Genomic DNA, 14,692 nt, shown 5'->3' with positions numbered 1-14,692 from the left:
TAGTGAAGAAAGGTCACACCAGGAAGCGAGTGCACCGTGTCGGCCCTCTCTCCGGTGCCCTCCCGCTCCCATGGGGAGTGCAGATCGCTTTCGCCCGAGTGACAGCGCAGCCCTGGCGCGATGTCCGCAACTTCGGGGGAGGGTTGAACCGAATGAGCAGACAGGACAACCCAGCTCAGCCCTCATCTCTGAACGGAGAACCGACAATCCACCATTCTTCTGCATCTGATTCGTCAAGATCCTGAGCCAGTTGGTCGATCATCTGGTTGATACGTGCCTCCTCAGATTCGGCCGGAAGGCTGGCCCGATAATGCCGGGTGGCCTCCCAGTACTTCCTGAAGATGCTATTGCGTAGCAGAGTTCTGGCGTATCCGTGCAATTCCTCCCAGTTGAGCAAACCTGCACGATAAGAAAAGATGAAGTTCGCGTGCAAGGCGTTGCTGAACAGGAACTGCCGACGCCGATCTTCCGACACTTGCGTATCGTAGATATCAAGGACTTCAGAGAGGGTTGGATCGTCAAGTGCCTTCATCAGCAGCTCAAAATGCAGGCGATGGCTCGCCTCCAGTGCCGTACGTCGCTGATCAGCCTGTTTTCTTGCTTGAGGAAGAGACCGGTGCGCGGCCCGTCGCAACCGTGCCGTGAGGAACTTCCGGCCTCGGTCGAGGATCCCGACGCTCGACTTCTGCTGCGAGGACGTTGGTCCGTCCGTCCTCCGGCGTTCGGAGGTATTTGAACTGGTCTGGTGCTGAGGCGTATTGGATGCGTTTAATAGCAGGGCGTGAGAGCGGACAAACTCATCCACGTCCGCGGCGGTCGGAGCATGCGCAAGCCCCACGCGCGCAATGTGTTCGGCGGCCGCCTCCACAGTCTCGGGTCCGGCGTCGCTGAACATCTCTGTGAGCATGCGTCGTACGACCTGCTCTGCGCCTGCCTTCTCAGTCATGTCGCGATCGCCACCAGGATGTTGAGGGGCCGTAGACGCCGCAAGCCCAGCATTTGTGTACCCGAGCCAGACTATGGGCGAGCATACGCGCGATATTCTCCGCACGGCGCTCCGCTTGCTCGGGTTCCAATGATTCCATCTCCTGTGCATGATCAGCTATGTGTTGCACCGTACGTGTCCAGTGGTCTTTCGCCACACGGACATTCCCACTGTGTGGATTGTTGACGAACTCCGTAACAAACTCCAGTCCCTCACCGCCCTCAGCAGCCAACTCATCAAGCGATCTCATCCACTCCCCCCGGTTGACGGTGGCCCTCCCGATTGGGTTCGCATCCGCTCCAAGAGCTCGTCAAGGGCAATCGAACGTCGGCGCTCTATCTGCCGAGTGACGAGATACCCCGCCGCCGCGCCTGTCACGCTGGGCACCAGAAGCCAGCCCGCGAGGGAGAGCGCATATCCGTACCAAGGATGTCGGCACTCAGCCGGCGCGGTCAATCCCACCAAAAGCTCGTAAGCGATGGACCACCCCAGCAGCATGCCTCCCAGCACGTACAGCACAACGAACCCCGCAAACCAGACCGAGGCCCGCGTCACCAGCCAGTGATGCGCTCTGTTGAGAAACGCGATAGACCTGACAAGATTTCGTGCGTCTTCCCAGACGGTGTCACCCGGCACGTCGGGCGGAGACGAGGCCATGACCGCACCGTAGCGGCGCAGCTGCGATTCGTCAGCAGCGCGTAGTTTCCCTTCAGACGGTCAGCGATCTTGCCCGCGCGCATTGAGCTTCTTCGAGTTGGCCACCGATCAGGTGACGGTCCATGAAGTGCAACGAACGAGGCCCCCGAGCTGTTGATCGAGATGTCTGACGTCTCAACCACGCTGCTCGGGGGCCTCGTTGGTCATCTATCCTGCCGCACTCGACCTGCCCCATGCGCTCGTGGAGTGGGTCACCATGCTCATCGTCACCCGTGAGGGTGACCGGCGCGCGGCAAGCTCCGCCCGTCCCAGCGCGCGATGGTGGCACTGGTGTACCTGCGCGAACACACGACCCTGGCGAAGATCGCTGCCGGGTTCGGGATCAGCGAGTCCACCGCCCACACCTACATCGGCGCGGTCATCCATCTGCTCGCCGACCGTGCGCCGGGTCTGCTGAAGGTCCTGCGCGAGGCCGATGCGGACTTCGTCCTGCTGGACGGCACTCTCACCGAGTGCGACCGGGTGGGCGACGGGCGGGCCGACTACTCCCACAAGCACCGCCGGCATGGGGTGAACGTGCAGGTGGTCACCGATCCGGGCGGCCAGCCGCTGTGGCTCTCACCGGCATTGCCGGGCCGGGCTCACGACCTGACCGCTGCCCGCACCCACCGGATGATCCGTATCTGTGAGCGCCAGGGCGTCCCCATCCTGGCCGACCTCGCCTACCAGGGCGGCGGCCCCTGGGCGAGCACCGGCATCAAACGCAGGCCCTTGCAGGAACTCAGCCTCACCGAGAAGACCGTCAACCGGGCTCTGGCCGCAACACGGGCACCGGTCGAGCGCGGCGTCGCGCGCCTGAAGTCCTGGCGGATCTTCCGCAGATCCCGATGCAGCCCAAACCGCATGACGTCAATCGCCAAAGCCGTCCTCACCCTGGAGCGGCAACGCTGAAGAAGCTCATTCATCGGAGCAGTAGATCCTGCGGCGGCCAGCCAGAGCGGCGAATCCGGCCAGACGGGCCAAGCGCGTTTGCTCGTCGCGGAGGTCGGCGCCCTTACCGCTGCCCAAGCCTTGCGTGACGACCCGTTCGTCTCGTGCCTCCTCGCCACCGGACTACCTTCTCCCCGCGGCAAGCCGGTCTCCGACTGGAGCAAACATCCGCTGGCTCTTCCACGCCGACATCGACAACGCTCAAGTAGACGCGCTTGCCGCCGTGCTCGCCGAGTCGATGACGATCCCGGACACTGAACGCGACGAGCTGCAACGGCGGCGCTACGCCCCCATCGAGGCAGGCAAGGACGATGCCCACCTACTCTCTGCACGACGTACACGGTGAACCGATCGTCGCCGGACTGCGCCTGCTGCTCGCCGACGCCACCCGTGCCCCCGTTGTGGTGGTCGGCACCTGTTGAGTATGCGGCTCCCTGGCAGTGCCGAGACACTGTCCCTCCGCCCGGCGTCTGCTCCCAGTCCCCTTTCTGAACGGGTCCATCTGCCGCTGCCGATCGGCGGATTGATCACTGTTTGCGGGCCGCTTGACGGAGCAGGACGGCCTCCGCCCGACGTGTAGGTATATCTCGTGGTCTGTACGATGCCGCATGCTCGGCAGATGTCCGGTGAACGGCTTCTGCAGGCCCGTCAATCACCTGCTCCGCATCCAGAGAAGACCTCACCCTTGAACCACCCGCCCGCTTTCCCGTCACCTCCGTCCCCCGCCACCCGCTGGTGGTTGACCACGCCGGCCCGCATCGGCTTCGTACTCGCCGTCCCCTTGTTCGGTCTGGTCAACCAGTACCTGGGTTTCCTGGCGATGATCGCAGCGATCGTCCTGGTGTGGAAGGACAGCCTCTGGCAGAAAGGCGCGAAAGTGGCTGCCACCATCGCGGCCCTGGCGCTGCTCGGTGCGGTACTCCCCGACCCGCCCGAGGAAGGCGCCGCCGTGGCCCAAAAAGACGCCAAGGGCGCGGTGGACCGCACGCTGACCTCGCCATCGCCCTCCGCCCCTCAAGACAACCCGTCACCGACCCTCAAGCTGCGGCCGGAAGCCGCGGACTACCGCGGCATGCGCCTGGACGAGGCTCGTGACAAGGCCGAAGCCGCAGGGTTCGGCGCGAGTGACCACAATGCGTCCGACGAGGACAAGAGCATCTGGATGCGATCCAACTGGACCGTCTGCTTCCAGAAGACCGGCTGGACCAGGTCAGAGACGAAAACGATCGACTTCGGAGCCGTGCAGACCGGCGCTCCATGCCCCGGCACGGACGGCGGTGCCATCCCATGGCCGAGCATGCCGGAGCTGACCTGGAAGACCTGGAAGACGGCACGAAAGGAAGTCGTAGCACTCGGCGTCGTCCCCGCGGATCATGTACGGGCCGACACGGCCTACCTCAACGACACGCTGCCCGACGAAGGAAAGCACGACAACTGGCGGGTATGCGCGACTGACCCGGTCGAGGGCGCAGATGTCACCATCGACACGTGGGTGACCCTTGAGCTGACGCACCCGGACAACGGCTGCCCGGAGCCCGGCGAAAGCACGGAAGACAGGGCGGACCTGCCCGATCGAGACGACGACGGCGACCCCGACTACCGCGATCCGTTCCCCGGCGACCGCAGTCGCAACAGCACGTTCCCCAACGGTTTCCCGGACAGCTCCGGAAACTCGTCCGGCGGAGGCGGCGGGGGTGATGGAGACGGCTGGAACTGCCCCCGCACCCGTTGGTGCTGACCTAGGCCTTCACAACTGCGCTACGCGCGCTGCAGGACAGGTGGAACGACCTCGCCCGCCGGTTCCAGGACCGCGGCTGGATCGGCGGGCGTCCGGCGCTGATGCCGAGCTCGAACGTCAAGTCCGGGGGCGCGGGGCGGCGGCGGCGCCGGCCGTGCTCGGTTTCTGCCCTCCGCTGCTGTACGGCGGCAATTTTCGCATCGATGCGGGGTTAGCCACAGGGTGTGCCACACCCGCAGTGTCTCGAGGTGGGGCAGGTCCTCCGGAAGGTCATCGAACACGGTGTACCCGCCTGCCGTCTCCATCAGGGAGGACGTCACGGGGGAGGGACTGGTGGTTCGGCGGGCTGCTGTGGGGGTGCCGCGGGGTCCGGGGGTGGCGGGAGGGCGATGGTCTGGCGCATGCGGGTGATGTGGTCCAGGCCTGCCTGGTGGCGGTCGGGGTCCTCGAGGAAGCGGTCTTCGTGCCGCAGCCGCATGGCGGCGGCACGGTTGTCGGAGTAGGCGGTGGCGAGGGTGGCGATGCCCGAAGCCAGGGCAGGGAAGGCGGGGAGCAGGAGCGGGATCGCGATCCACCACGGGGCGCCCGTGAGGGCCGTACTTCCGGCGGCGAGGCCGAAGAGAAGGCTGGGCAGTGTCGGGGCGTTCATGGTCGGCTCCTGGCGGGTGCGGTGAGCAGGGCGTGGGTGTGCCACTGCTTGTGGTGGCGGGGGCGGGGGACAGCACCGGATACGGCAGCTGGTGTGGCAGGCAGGGTGGCGGGGGCGGCGGTTAGCCGCGCAACCCCTGCTGGACGGGCAGCATTCTCGTCAGTCGTCCGGGCGTATTCGAGGCCTGTGAGCTGCAACTTCCTGCCCGCGCGAACCCGCACGGACCGCCGCGGCCGGGCGGGTGGGTCCGTAGCGGCGCGTCAGGCAGCCTGCGGCCATGGCCAGCAGTGCGGCGGTCAGCACCGCGAGTGCGCACGAGAACACCACGGAACTGAACGGACATGTCGTGACTCCTTCGGTCCACGAGGGGTGTGTGGCACCGAAGGTGGCGGAAAAACCGTTCACAGAGGTTCGCGGCGGTATAAAGCGGTAGAAGGTGAACGCGTAGGGATACCGGGGGTATGCGTATGGTGAGCGGCGAGCCGTCCAACCCTGTAGCCGCGCTCGCGGAGTTACGTGCACGTCTGCAGGCCGCCTTGGTCGCCAAGCGGATGACCAAGGCGGCTCTTACGCGGCGGGCGAAGCTCGGGCGTACCTCGGTGAGCCGGGCCTTCTCCGTGTCCGCGCCCGCGCCGTCCGCGCAGACGGTGAGCAGCGTGGCGGCGGCCCTCGGGCTCGACCCCGGCCCGCTGCTAAAGCTGCGAGCGGTCGCTGTGTCTGGTGCTGTGCGGGAGAACTCGGAAGCACGGGAGCGCCTGCCACATCGGTCTGACGAACGCCTGCACGGCTCGGAAGACTCCGCGCCTTCCCATCGTGGCGTCGACCGGCCGCTGGGAGGGGACCTCGCCCCGTCCTCGAGCGAGAACCTCCGCGCCGCCCTGATGGCTTACGCGCACCGGGTCAGGCAGACGTACGCGAATCTCGAACTCGACGTACTCACCCCGCTGTCCGACCAGAGTGACCATCCGCCGGTCGCCCTGCGCGAGGTGTTTGTGGTCCCCGGTCTGAGGGCTGACCCGCCACCGGTCGAGCTCCCCCGTGAACTGGTCTACCGCCTCATGGAGTCCGGGGACCTGGCGGAGGAAACGGAGCCCCCAGAGGAGACGGCTCGCGAGGTGTTTGCGGTCCCTGGTCTGAAGGCCGACGCGCGGCCGGTCGAGCTCCCCCGTGAACTGGTGTACCGCCTCATGGAGTCCGGGGACCTGGCGGAGGAACTCGAGCCGACAGAGGAGAGGGAGTCCCCGGCGGAGGAAGGAGAGCCTTCCGAGTACACGAGGTTCTGGGCAGCGGTGAGAGTGGCAGCCGACCGCCTGAAGGACTCCTACCGGCGTAAACCGGTGGTCGACGCACTCACAGTCCTGACGAGCGACGAGGCGCGCAGAACCGTGCTTCTGGGCGACCCTGGTGCGGGCAAGTCCACGCTCGCCCGGTACCTGGCGCTAACACTGACCCGTCCTGGACCGCCGGAGGGGTCACTGGCCGCGCTGGCAAGTCATGTCCCGCTCCTCGTGGAACTGCGGGAGTACGCTGCCGCAGAATGGCGCCAGCGCACCTTCGAGGACTTCATCGCACATTTGCACGTCAACCGGGGGATGGCCCCTCCGCCGTCCCTGACCCAGCAACTCCTGCTCTGCGGACAGGCGCTGGTCGTCTTTGACGGGCTGGACGAACTCTTCGACCCGCGCATTCGCCGTGACACCCACTACCGCATCGCCGCCTTCGCCGCCCGCTATCCCGAGGCCCGTGTCATCGTGACGTCCCGGACGATCGGTTACCAGCGGGCTGTTCTCGACGGGGCCGGCTTCAGCCACCATATGCTCCAGGATCTCGACGGGCCCCGAATCAGCGACTTCGCGCACCGCTGGTACGCGCCCTCCGGCCGGCAGGACCCGGATCTCGGCGACCGCTTGGCCGGGCAGCTGGTCGCGGCTGTCACGGACTCCCGGCCGGTCCGTGAGCTCGCTGGAAACCCCCTGCTGCTGACGATCCTGGCCATCATCGGCCGCCGCAAGGTGTTGCCGCGCGACCGCCGCGGAGCCTACGAGCACGCCGTTACCGTCTTGGTCGCCCACTGGGACCAGCAGGCGAAGCACCTGGAGGCCCAGCTCCCCGAGGCCGTGGCGAACACGCTCGACGCACTGGGCGAACGGGAGCGCACTCGGTTGCTCCAACTCCTGGCCAGAGCGATGCAGGAGGGGACAGGCGGGATCGCTGGCAACCACATCCACGGTAGTGATCTGGAGCGCCTAATCGGCGATCATCTGCGCGCGCGGTACGAGATACCGCGGCCCCTCGCCGCCACGTGCTCACGCGCCATGATCGCGCAATTACGGGAACGCAACTTTATCCTGTCCCGCTACGGAGGCGAGGTGTACGGGTTTGTGCACCGTGCCTTCCTGGAATACCTCGCGGCCACCGACATCATTCAGCGCATCAAGGACGACTGGGACCGAACACCCAAGCAGTACGTCGAGGAAATTGTCACTGCCCACGCTGCCGACCCCGCCTGGCACGAGGTGCTCCTGCTGCTGATCGGCGAACTCGGCGAGCGCGCCGCGGCCGCCGCCGTCGACCGCATCCTTGAGCTCCACGCAGCCCGGAAGGACCCCGCGGACGCGGGCCATGTCGTCCTCGCCCTTCGGGCCCTGGCAGAGGTCGGCGCGGTGGGTGGTCTGGCCAGACAGAGCATCGCCGTCATCGACGCCGTCACTGCCTTGCTGGATGCGAGCATTGGCGACTCTGGGCCGCGAGACGGGCCCACCGTGCTGCTGGACGAGAACGACAGCTATTCCCGGCCGCAGGTACCCGCCGCTGCCACAGCCTTCCAAACCTTCGGACCTTACTGGATCGGCCGCGATCGCTATCTGCGCTGGTACCACCTACGTGGACAGTTCGCCGACGCCAGTACCGAACCGGCCGAGCTGGCGGTCGCCTTGCGTCCTGACCCCGCCGAACTGCGCCGTCTCGCAACAGGTTCGTTCTACGGTCCGGATCGCGAGATCTTCCTCAAGGCCTTGGCGGACAGGTGGATATCGCAGGATGACACACGAGAGTTCTTGGCCAGTCGGTCGGCTTCGGACCCCAGTCCCGAAATCCGCCGCAAGCTCGTCGATCTGCTGATCGGTCAGTGGCCTCACAGCCCCGATGTCCGCGCCCGCCTGGGGCACTGCGCGACGAGCGACCCCGACAGCGAGGTCCGTCACCTGGTGGTCAAGAGCCTATTGCTGCGCTGGCCCGACCGTGCAGATGTACGGGATCTGCTTGTCGCTGTGGCCACCGAGGGCAGTGACACCGAAGCGGCTCAGGCAGCCACCGAGGCGCTTGTGGCGAGAGCACCCTATGACGAGACACTCCACCCTGTTCTGGCGCATCTGGCCGAAGAGCACACTTCCCCCCTCGTTCGCGGAACAGTGCTGCCTCTGGTGCTGGACCGCGGGAACCAGGACGAGGCACGGCGGCTACTGTCCAGGCGCGCCGTACGCGACGAGGACCCGGACCTGCGCTTGGCGGCGGTACGAACCCTGGAACGGATGTGGTCGCAGGACGACGACGCCCACTCCTTCCTGCGCACGCGTGCCACGGAGGACCCCGCTCCCCTGGTCCGCTGTGCTGCGCTGACAGCCTGGGCCGCCCAGTGCAAAGACCACGAGGAGGTCCGGGCGGTGCTGACTGAACGCATAGTCGGAGAGGAGAGCCTGGACCTGCGCTTGGACGCGCTGACGGCGCTGGTGGACCGGCAGCCCGACGCGGAACAGGCTCGCTCCCTACTGACCCAGCGGGCAGCGCACGACGCCGACCCCGATATGCGGGCGGCTGCGTTGAGACGGCTCATCGATTACCGACCCCAGGAGGATGAGGTTTGGGCGTGGTGGGCTGAGTGCATTCGCCGGGAGGAGAACGGCGCGGTACGCCGGAGCGCGGTGTTGATGCTTGGCGAGGCAGACCTGGGACGCACAGACGTCCGCGCGGTACTCGTCGAGACCGCCGTGGGTGACCCAGTACCAGCCGTCCGTTGGGCGGCAGCAACCGTGCTCACCCAGTGCGGGGACGCGCCAGAGGTTCGCAACGCGCTGCTGGCACTCGGCCGCCGGGACACGGAAGCCGATGTCCGGCTACTGGCGGTCTCGCACTTGTCCGAAGGACGGATGGGCAACGACGAAGAGCTGGCGTCATTCCTCGCCGAGCGGGTCCGGGAGGACCTGGACCCTGCGGTCCGGCGCGCGATCCTTGAAGCCTGGACAAAGGGTGCTGGCTTTCCGCCGGTACCCGCGTCCGTGTTCGTTGCCGTTGCTGCTGAGGACACTGAACCTGCTCTCAGGTTGGTGGCCCTCACTCATCTCATCGACCACCACGCCGACGACCACCAGGTGCGAACCTTCCTCCTCGCCCGCATCCAGGAGGACCTGGACCCTGCGGTCCGGCGCGCGATCCTTGAAGCCTGGACAAAGGGTGCTGGCTTTCCGCCGGTACCCGCGTCCGTGTTCGTTGCCGTTGCTGCTGAGGACACTGAACCTGCTCTCAGGTTGGTGGCCCTCACTCATCTCATCGACCACCACGCCGACGACCACCAGGTGCGAACCTTCCTCCTCGCCCGCATCCAGGAGGACTCCGCCTCCAATGTCATACGTACGCTGCTCTGTCTCTGGGACGGAGACGGCCCCGCTCCGGACGAGGAACTGTCCGTACTGGCATTGGTCGCTGCCAACGATCCGTCGGAATTCAACCGCTGGGCGGCGGTCGGCGCCGTGGTCCGCCGCCGGCCGGACGAGGAGTGGGTTCAGGCACTGCTGGCCGACCGAGCGGCTCACGACAGCTCTCCCCGCCTCCGCTGGGCGGCGGCGCTTGCCTTGGCCCAGCGGCTGCCAGTCGAGCAGGCAGGCCGCACCCTGGCGGAACGTGCCGAGCACGACCCCGACAGGGACGTCCGCTGGGCGGCCCTGAGCAAGCTCGTGCAGGAGGTGCCCGTCGACGATGAGGGGCGGGAGTTGCTGATTCGGCTGGCGTCGGGGGATGAGCATCCGACCATGCGCTGGCAGGCTCTCGCCTTGTTGATCGTGCACAGGCCGGCGGACCCGGACCTTCGTGCCGTGCTTACCGAACGTGCCGAGCACGACTCCGACAGGGACGTCCGCTGGGCGGCCCTGAGCAAGCTCGTGCAGGAGGTGCCCGTCGACGATGAGGGGCGGGAGTTGCTGATTCGGCTGGCGTCGGGGGATGAGCATCCGACCATGCGCTGGCAGGCTCTCGCCTTGTTGATCGTGCACAGGCCGGCGGACCCGGACCTTCGTGCCGTGCTTACCGAACGTGCCGAGCACGACTCCGACAGGGACGTCCGCTGGGCGGCCCTGAGCAAGCTCGTGCAGGAGGTGCCCGTCGACGATGAGGGGCGGGAGTTGCTGATTCGGCTGGCGTCGGGGGATGAGCATCCGACCATGCGCTGGCAGGCTCTCGCCTTGTTGATCGTGCACAGGCCGGCGGACCCGGACCTTCGTGCCGTGCTTACCGAACGTGCCGAGCACGACCCCGACAGGGACGTCCGCTGGGCGGCCCTGAAGATGCTGGCCGATCTTTGGAACGACGACGAGGTGTGCGCCCGGTTCGCCGCCCATTCTGCCGAGGACCCGGATGCCGACCTGCGCTGGGCGGCGGCCGTGGTCATAGTGAACCGGTGGCCCGACCGCAGCGCAGTGGCCGTGGCGCGGCTGCGTGCACAGGCGTGCTCCGCCCCGGACGCCGAGTCTCGCTGGCTCGCACTGGCTGCCCTGGTGGAGATGCCCGGCGCTGCGGAGGAAGCGCCGCTGCTTGCTGTCCGGGCCGAGAGTGATTCCGATTCGTCGATTCGTCACGCGGCCTTCGACGTGTGCATCGGCGCCCTCCCGCCAGGCGGCCCGCTCGCGGCCTTCGGCAGCAGCATGGACGAGCGGCTGCTCGCGCTCCAGTCCCGACTCCTCACGGCCGCGGACGACGGCCGGCTGGTCGCCGAACGCAGTGCCGCCTACGATCCTGACCCCGAGATCCGGCGGAGGGTCCTCGCCATGATCGCGCTTCACTGGCCGGACCGTCGGACCACCGGACTGCTCTCTGACTGCGCCACTGGGGACGGCGAATCGGAAGTGCGGGCGTACGCGAACCGACTGCTCGGCATGCTCCGCGAACGCTGATTATCGTCGGCGGCTCCGCAACTACTCATCTACAGCGCATGGCGTCGTTCAGGTGTGGTCGAGCAAAGAATGCAGCAGGGTGGTGACCGCGATGCCCACGAGGAGGGCCGCACCCGCTGAAGGGCTGGTCAAAGTGAGGTAGGTGGCGCCCGCCCCTGCCAGTAACAGAATGGTGGTGCGGAGGCTGAGCTGGCCGTTCATCGGGGGTCCTTCGGCGTCGGAGATCTGTCTGATGGGGTCATTCGCTGCGTACGGTTTCCAGAGCGGCGCGCACGAGCCTGAAGGCGAGTGCGGCGCCTTTGTCGTCGGCGAGGGGGCAGTTGATCTTGTAGGGGTCGGAGGGGGCGACGTTGCGGGGCTGGATATGGCCCTTGTCTTTCTCGTCCAGGCCGAGACCGTCGAGGTCGTCCGGGCTGAGGCGTAGGGTTACGCCTCCGTTGCTTGGGCGCAGGTAGGCGACCGCTCCGTAGCGCTGGGGGCCGTTGTCGCGGATCATCAGGTAGTCGGCAAGGCCGTCGAAGGTCTTAGAGGAGCGACCGAAGGCCACGATGATGTTCTCCTTCTCCAGGAGCTGCTTGACGAACTTCTCGGTCTGGACGGTCCGTTCGTGGTTCTTGCCGGCGCGTCCGTAGATGAACTTCATCAGGGCGACGTGGTCTTCGGGTGTCAGAGAGGTCGAGGCGCTGAGCGTTGCCGCTTCGCCGTCGGGCTCCGTGTCCGCAGTCTCTTCGCGGGAGGGGGCGGCGTCCACGGTTGGCGCTGTGTGGAATGCAGAACTGGTTGCTCGCTCGTACTCCACGATCTCCTGCGGTGATCCCTCGATGATGCGCATGCTGGCAGCCCTCTAGTCGTCAGTCGGCGAGTAGCTCTCACTATCTCTCGATACGTTAGCCAAAGCTGTCTTCGCATTGGATTGCTTTAGAGAAATAGACCCCTTCGTTTGGTGTTTTAGCTCAAGCTGTGGCGTCCGCTGAACCCGCGCCGAGCGCAGGTCTGCTCGTCCGGCTGGAGGATCGCCCCGTAGCGGGCCGACGACCGCAGAGGCTGCCCTCGGCCACGCTCCGGTTTCTCTGCCGGCCGTCAGCCGGGGTGGAAGGATGCCCAGTCATGGGAACGAGAGATGACTGTGATGAGGCGTACGTCATCGGTCTGTGTGACCGGATCCTCCGCGAGAACGCCTCGACGCAGCACAAGTTCGACTGGCTGCAGGGCGATCCCGGAACGAGCGGTCGTCGCGCCAAGCTGCCGGTCGACGCCTACTGGCCAGGTCACCAACTCGTGGTCGAGTATCGCGAACTGCAGCACGACCAGCCGATGCCCCACTTCGACAAGCCGGACCGGCTGACCGTGAGCGGCGTTCACCGGGGTGAGCAACGGGCTCTGTACGACGCCCGGCGCGACACGGAGATTCCCGCGCACGGGCTACGGCTGGTCGTCATCCGCCCCGCCGACCTTGACGCCGACGGCCGCGGACGGCTGCGCCGCAACGAGGAGGCCGACCTGGCCGCGCTGCAGAAGATCCTGGCCCGCGACAGCGACGAGGACCGCGTCACCGACGCCTTCCGAACCTGGCTGCTGGCCGAAGGTTGGACACCGGTCGAGCCTACGGACCGTTGGACCGACCTGGAGGCCGTCTGCGGCCAGGAGCGGCTGATCTGCGAGGTCAAGGGCCGCACCAGCGAGAAGGGCATCGACGCTGACATTGCCTACGGCCAGCTGCTGCGCCGCATGGTGAGCCAGGACCTTCACATACGCTATGCGCTCGTTGTGCCATCGTTATCGGTGACGGCCGCCGCACGCGTCCCGGTCCATGTCCGCGAGTTGCTGCGCGTCGACGTGTACGAAGTGACGGACGACGGCAAGGTGTGCCCTCTGACAGGGTGAGCGGCCACGGGTACGCTCCCGCCTGCGCGCGGGGCGGAGGCAGTCTGGCAGGCCTTCTTCGAGGCGAACCAGTGGATCTTCGGCCACGGACTCAACCTCATCGCCTGCGAATCCATCGACGACGGCAAGCTGGAACGCATCACCACCGGTGCGAACATCTTCGGCGGAGCGTCTTCGCCGTCCTCGCCGTCGCCGGGCTCCGCCGTGGTTGCCCTTGGCCGCCGCGGCGACCTGGCCTTCGAGGGTCTTCTCCCGGAACCCGAAGATCCCCGGCTCCTGGCTGGTCGACCTCTCGCACATCGAGCTCGACCCGCGCCTGCCCAGCCCGTTCACCCCGGACGGCTCCCGCCCGACGGGGCCGGCCTGGTACCAGACGCACACCGTCGCCTACGCCCAGGAACTCGGCTACAACGTCCACCCGATCGAGGCGTACCTGCGGCGCGAGAGCGGCGCATACCTGGACCCGTGGCACGACCGCCTCAAGACCGCCTACGTCGACACCCTCGCCGACCTCGGCGTCACCAAGGACCTGGACGACCGTCAGTTCCTCGCGGCGATGGAGCGGCACAAGCAGGCCGACCCGGCGATGGCCGCCGTGTTGGCCGCCATCAAGGCGACAGTGAAGGGCGGCGTCGGGAAGCTGCGCGAGCGTCCGCAGGGCAAGTCCTACAAGCAGGGGGAGCGGTGGCCGGCGCTGGAACGCCCGACCTGGCGCCCAGACATCCGAGCCGCCGTCATCTCCAAGGCGCGGGTGAACATGCACCGCAAGCTTTCCAACATGGCGAGGATGACGGGCATGTTCCCGCTCGCGGTGCTGTCCGACTGCGTCGTCTACCCCAGCCCGGGGGAGAGTCCGCTCGACTTCCTCCCCTACGCCGCATCCGGCAAGCCGCAGCCCGGCGGGTTCCGCCTCGGCCCGACGCCGGGGCTGGCGAAGCTGGAGGGCGTCCAGACGATGCTGTGGGCGGTCGACCTGATGGAGCAGGGCCTCAACCCGGCCCGTTACATCAAGGGCGGCGACGCCGTCCTGGACGAAGGAGAGTAGGCCGTGGGGGAGATCGGGGACGCCGTCGAGCGCGCCGACCGCGAGGCGTTCACCCAGGAGCCGCCCAGGACGCTGAAGGGCCGGATCGGCTTCCTGATCCGGCAGTTGGGCAGTGCGAAAGCGGTGGCGGCGGAGATCGGTGTCACCGCCGACTCGGTCAACCGCTACCGGCGCGGTGCCCGCAAGAACCCGCCACCCGAGATCGCGGCGAAGGTCGACGAGGCGGTGCGGCAGCGCTGGCAGCCCCGGGTGCGCAAGCGCCGGCGCCGGCAGGCCGCCACCGCCACCGGGGTCACGGTGGAGACACGGGCCCGCTTCGGCTACACCGCACCCGTCGGAACGACCGACGACGGCCGCTTCCGCCGCCTCACCGTCCACCTCCCCCCGGCCTACGCACAGCGCCTCTTCGACGCCCGCGACCAGGGCGCCGGCGATCAGGAGATGCGCGCGATCATCGCCGAAGGGTTCAAGGACATCTACTTCCAGGACGGCGGCAGGCGCGCGCAGGGCCTCAGCGACGTCGAGATCAACGACATCGACTACCTCGACCTCGACTACTGATGACGCAGACGGAAAGCGATCT

The 14,692-nt window shown here is 67.1% G+C and carries 10 protein-coding genes and 2 pseudogenes; 6 read left to right on the top strand and 6 right to left on the bottom strand.

Features of this window, described 5'->3' with window-relative positions; genetic code table 11:
• Nucleotides 1-175 precede the first annotated feature (175 nt).
• The 3 genes from OHU34_RS44060 to OHU34_RS44050 are packed head-to-tail and all read right to left on the bottom strand — an operon-like array spanning nucleotide 176 to nucleotide 1,642.
• Nucleotides 176-946 (bottom strand): DUF6082 family protein, encoded by a 771-nt coding sequence (locus tag OHU34_RS44060; protein ID WP_331733291.1) that lies wholly within the window; start codon nucleotides 944-946, stop codon nucleotides 176-178.
• Nucleotides 939-1,235, bottom strand: a complete 297-nt coding sequence (locus tag OHU34_RS44055; protein ID WP_405772642.1) for a DUF6313 family protein — start codon at nucleotides 1,233-1,235, stop codon at nucleotides 939-941. The genes OHU34_RS44060 and OHU34_RS44055 overlap by 8 nt, the downstream gene beginning before the upstream one ends.
• Nucleotides 1,232-1,642 (bottom strand): DUF6313 family protein, encoded by a 411-nt coding sequence (locus OHU34_RS44050; protein ID WP_331733288.1) that lies wholly within the window; start codon nucleotides 1,640-1,642, stop codon nucleotides 1,232-1,234. Before OHU34_RS44050 ends, OHU34_RS44055 begins: the two co-directional genes overlap by 4 nt.
• A gap of 199 nt (nucleotides 1,643-1,841) precedes the next feature.
• Here OHU34_RS44050 and OHU34_RS44045 point away from each other — a divergent pair.
• Nucleotides 1,842-2,593 (top strand): annotated as a pseudogene (locus OHU34_RS44045) (transposase family protein).
• A gap of 778 nt (nucleotides 2,594-3,371) precedes the next feature.
• On the top strand, nucleotides 3,372-4,370 hold the full coding sequence (locus OHU34_RS44040) for a hypothetical protein (RefSeq protein WP_331733285.1): 999 nt from the start codon (nucleotides 3,372-3,374) through the stop codon (nucleotides 4,368-4,370).
• A gap of 316 nt (nucleotides 4,371-4,686) precedes the next feature.
• Here OHU34_RS44040 and OHU34_RS44035 read toward each other — a convergent pair whose 3' ends face one another.
• Nucleotides 4,687-5,019, bottom strand: coding sequence for a hypothetical protein (locus tag OHU34_RS44035; protein ID WP_331733282.1), 333 nt, complete (start codon nucleotides 5,017-5,019; stop codon nucleotides 4,687-4,689).
• 461 nt (nucleotides 5,020-5,480) lie between these two features.
• On the opposite strand from OHU34_RS44035, the gene OHU34_RS44030 reads away from it, so the two are divergent.
• On the top strand, nucleotides 5,481-11,180 hold the full coding sequence (locus OHU34_RS44030) for a HEAT repeat domain-containing protein (protein ID WP_331733280.1): 5,700 nt from the start codon (nucleotides 5,481-5,483) through the stop codon (nucleotides 11,178-11,180).
• A 48-nt stretch (nucleotides 11,181-11,228) separates the two neighbouring features.
• Here OHU34_RS44030 and OHU34_RS44025 read toward each other — a convergent pair whose 3' ends face one another.
• Both OHU34_RS44025 and OHU34_RS44020 read right to left on the bottom strand, forming a co-directional pair.
• Complete coding sequence (locus OHU34_RS44025; RefSeq protein WP_331733279.1) at nucleotides 11,229-11,381, bottom strand: hypothetical protein; 153 nt, start codon at nucleotides 11,379-11,381, stop codon at nucleotides 11,229-11,231.
• A gap of 37 nt (nucleotides 11,382-11,418) precedes the next feature.
• Complete coding sequence (locus tag OHU34_RS44020; protein WP_331733276.1) at nucleotides 11,419-12,012, bottom strand: hypothetical protein; 594 nt, start codon at nucleotides 12,010-12,012, stop codon at nucleotides 11,419-11,421.
• A 275-nt stretch (nucleotides 12,013-12,287) separates the two neighbouring features.
• Between OHU34_RS44020 and OHU34_RS44015 the strand changes: the two genes are divergently transcribed.
• The 3 genes and pseudogenes from OHU34_RS44015 to tpg all read left to right on the top strand — a co-directional run bounded on the left by OHU34_RS44015 (nucleotide 12,288) and on the right by tpg (nucleotide 14,670).
• The gene (locus OHU34_RS44015; protein ID WP_331733274.1) at nucleotides 12,288-13,064 is read left to right on the top strand and encodes a hypothetical protein; all 777 of its coding nucleotides are present in this window, start codon (nucleotides 12,288-12,290) and stop codon (nucleotides 13,062-13,064) included.
• 256 nt (nucleotides 13,065-13,320) lie between these two features.
• Nucleotides 13,321-14,109, top strand: a pseudogene (locus tag OHU34_RS44010) (transcriptional regulator); the annotation flags it as partial.
• Between the two features lie 3 nt (nucleotides 14,110-14,112).
• Nucleotides 14,113-14,670 (top strand): telomere-protecting terminal protein Tpg, encoded by a 558-nt coding sequence (tpg, locus tag OHU34_RS44005; protein WP_331733272.1) that lies wholly within the window; start codon nucleotides 14,113-14,115, stop codon nucleotides 14,668-14,670.
• Nucleotides 14,671-14,692: the final 22 nt, after the last annotated feature.

The sequence above is a fragment of the Streptomyces sp. NBC_00080 genome, assembly GCF_045041255.1.
Lineage (GTDB): Bacteria > Actinomycetota > Actinomycetes > Streptomycetales > Streptomycetaceae > Streptomyces > Streptomyces coriariae.
Note: the sequence above shows the minus strand (reverse complement) of the source record. Positions and strands in the feature narration are given on the sequence as shown.

Coding starts and splice junctions, on each gene's coding strand:
- OHU34_RS44060 (WP_331733291.1), bottom strand. CDS start 946: ATGACTGAGAAGGCAGGCGCAGAGCAGGTCGTACGACGCATGCTCACA.
- OHU34_RS44055 (WP_405772642.1), bottom strand. CDS start 1,235: ATGAGATCGCTTGATGAGTTGGCTGCTGAGGGCGGTGAGGGACTGGAG.
- OHU34_RS44050 (WP_331733288.1), bottom strand. CDS start 1,642: ATGGCCTCGTCTCCGCCCGACGTGCCGGGTGACACCGTCTGGGAAGAC.
- OHU34_RS44035 (WP_331733282.1), bottom strand. CDS start 5,019: ATGAACGCCCCGACACTGCCCAGCCTTCTCTTCGGCCTCGCCGCCGGA.
- OHU34_RS44030 (WP_331733280.1), top strand. CDS start 5,481: ATGCGTATGGTGAGCGGCGAGCCGTCCAACCCTGTAGCCGCGCTCGCG.
- OHU34_RS44025 (WP_331733279.1), bottom strand. CDS start 11,381: ATGAACGGCCAGCTCAGCCTCCGCACCACCATTCTGTTACTGGCAGGG.
- OHU34_RS44020 (WP_331733276.1), bottom strand. CDS start 12,012: ATGCGCATCATCGAGGGATCACCGCAGGAGATCGTGGAGTACGAGCGA.
- OHU34_RS44015 (WP_331733274.1), top strand. CDS start 12,288: ATGGGAACGAGAGATGACTGTGATGAGGCGTACGTCATCGGTCTGTGT.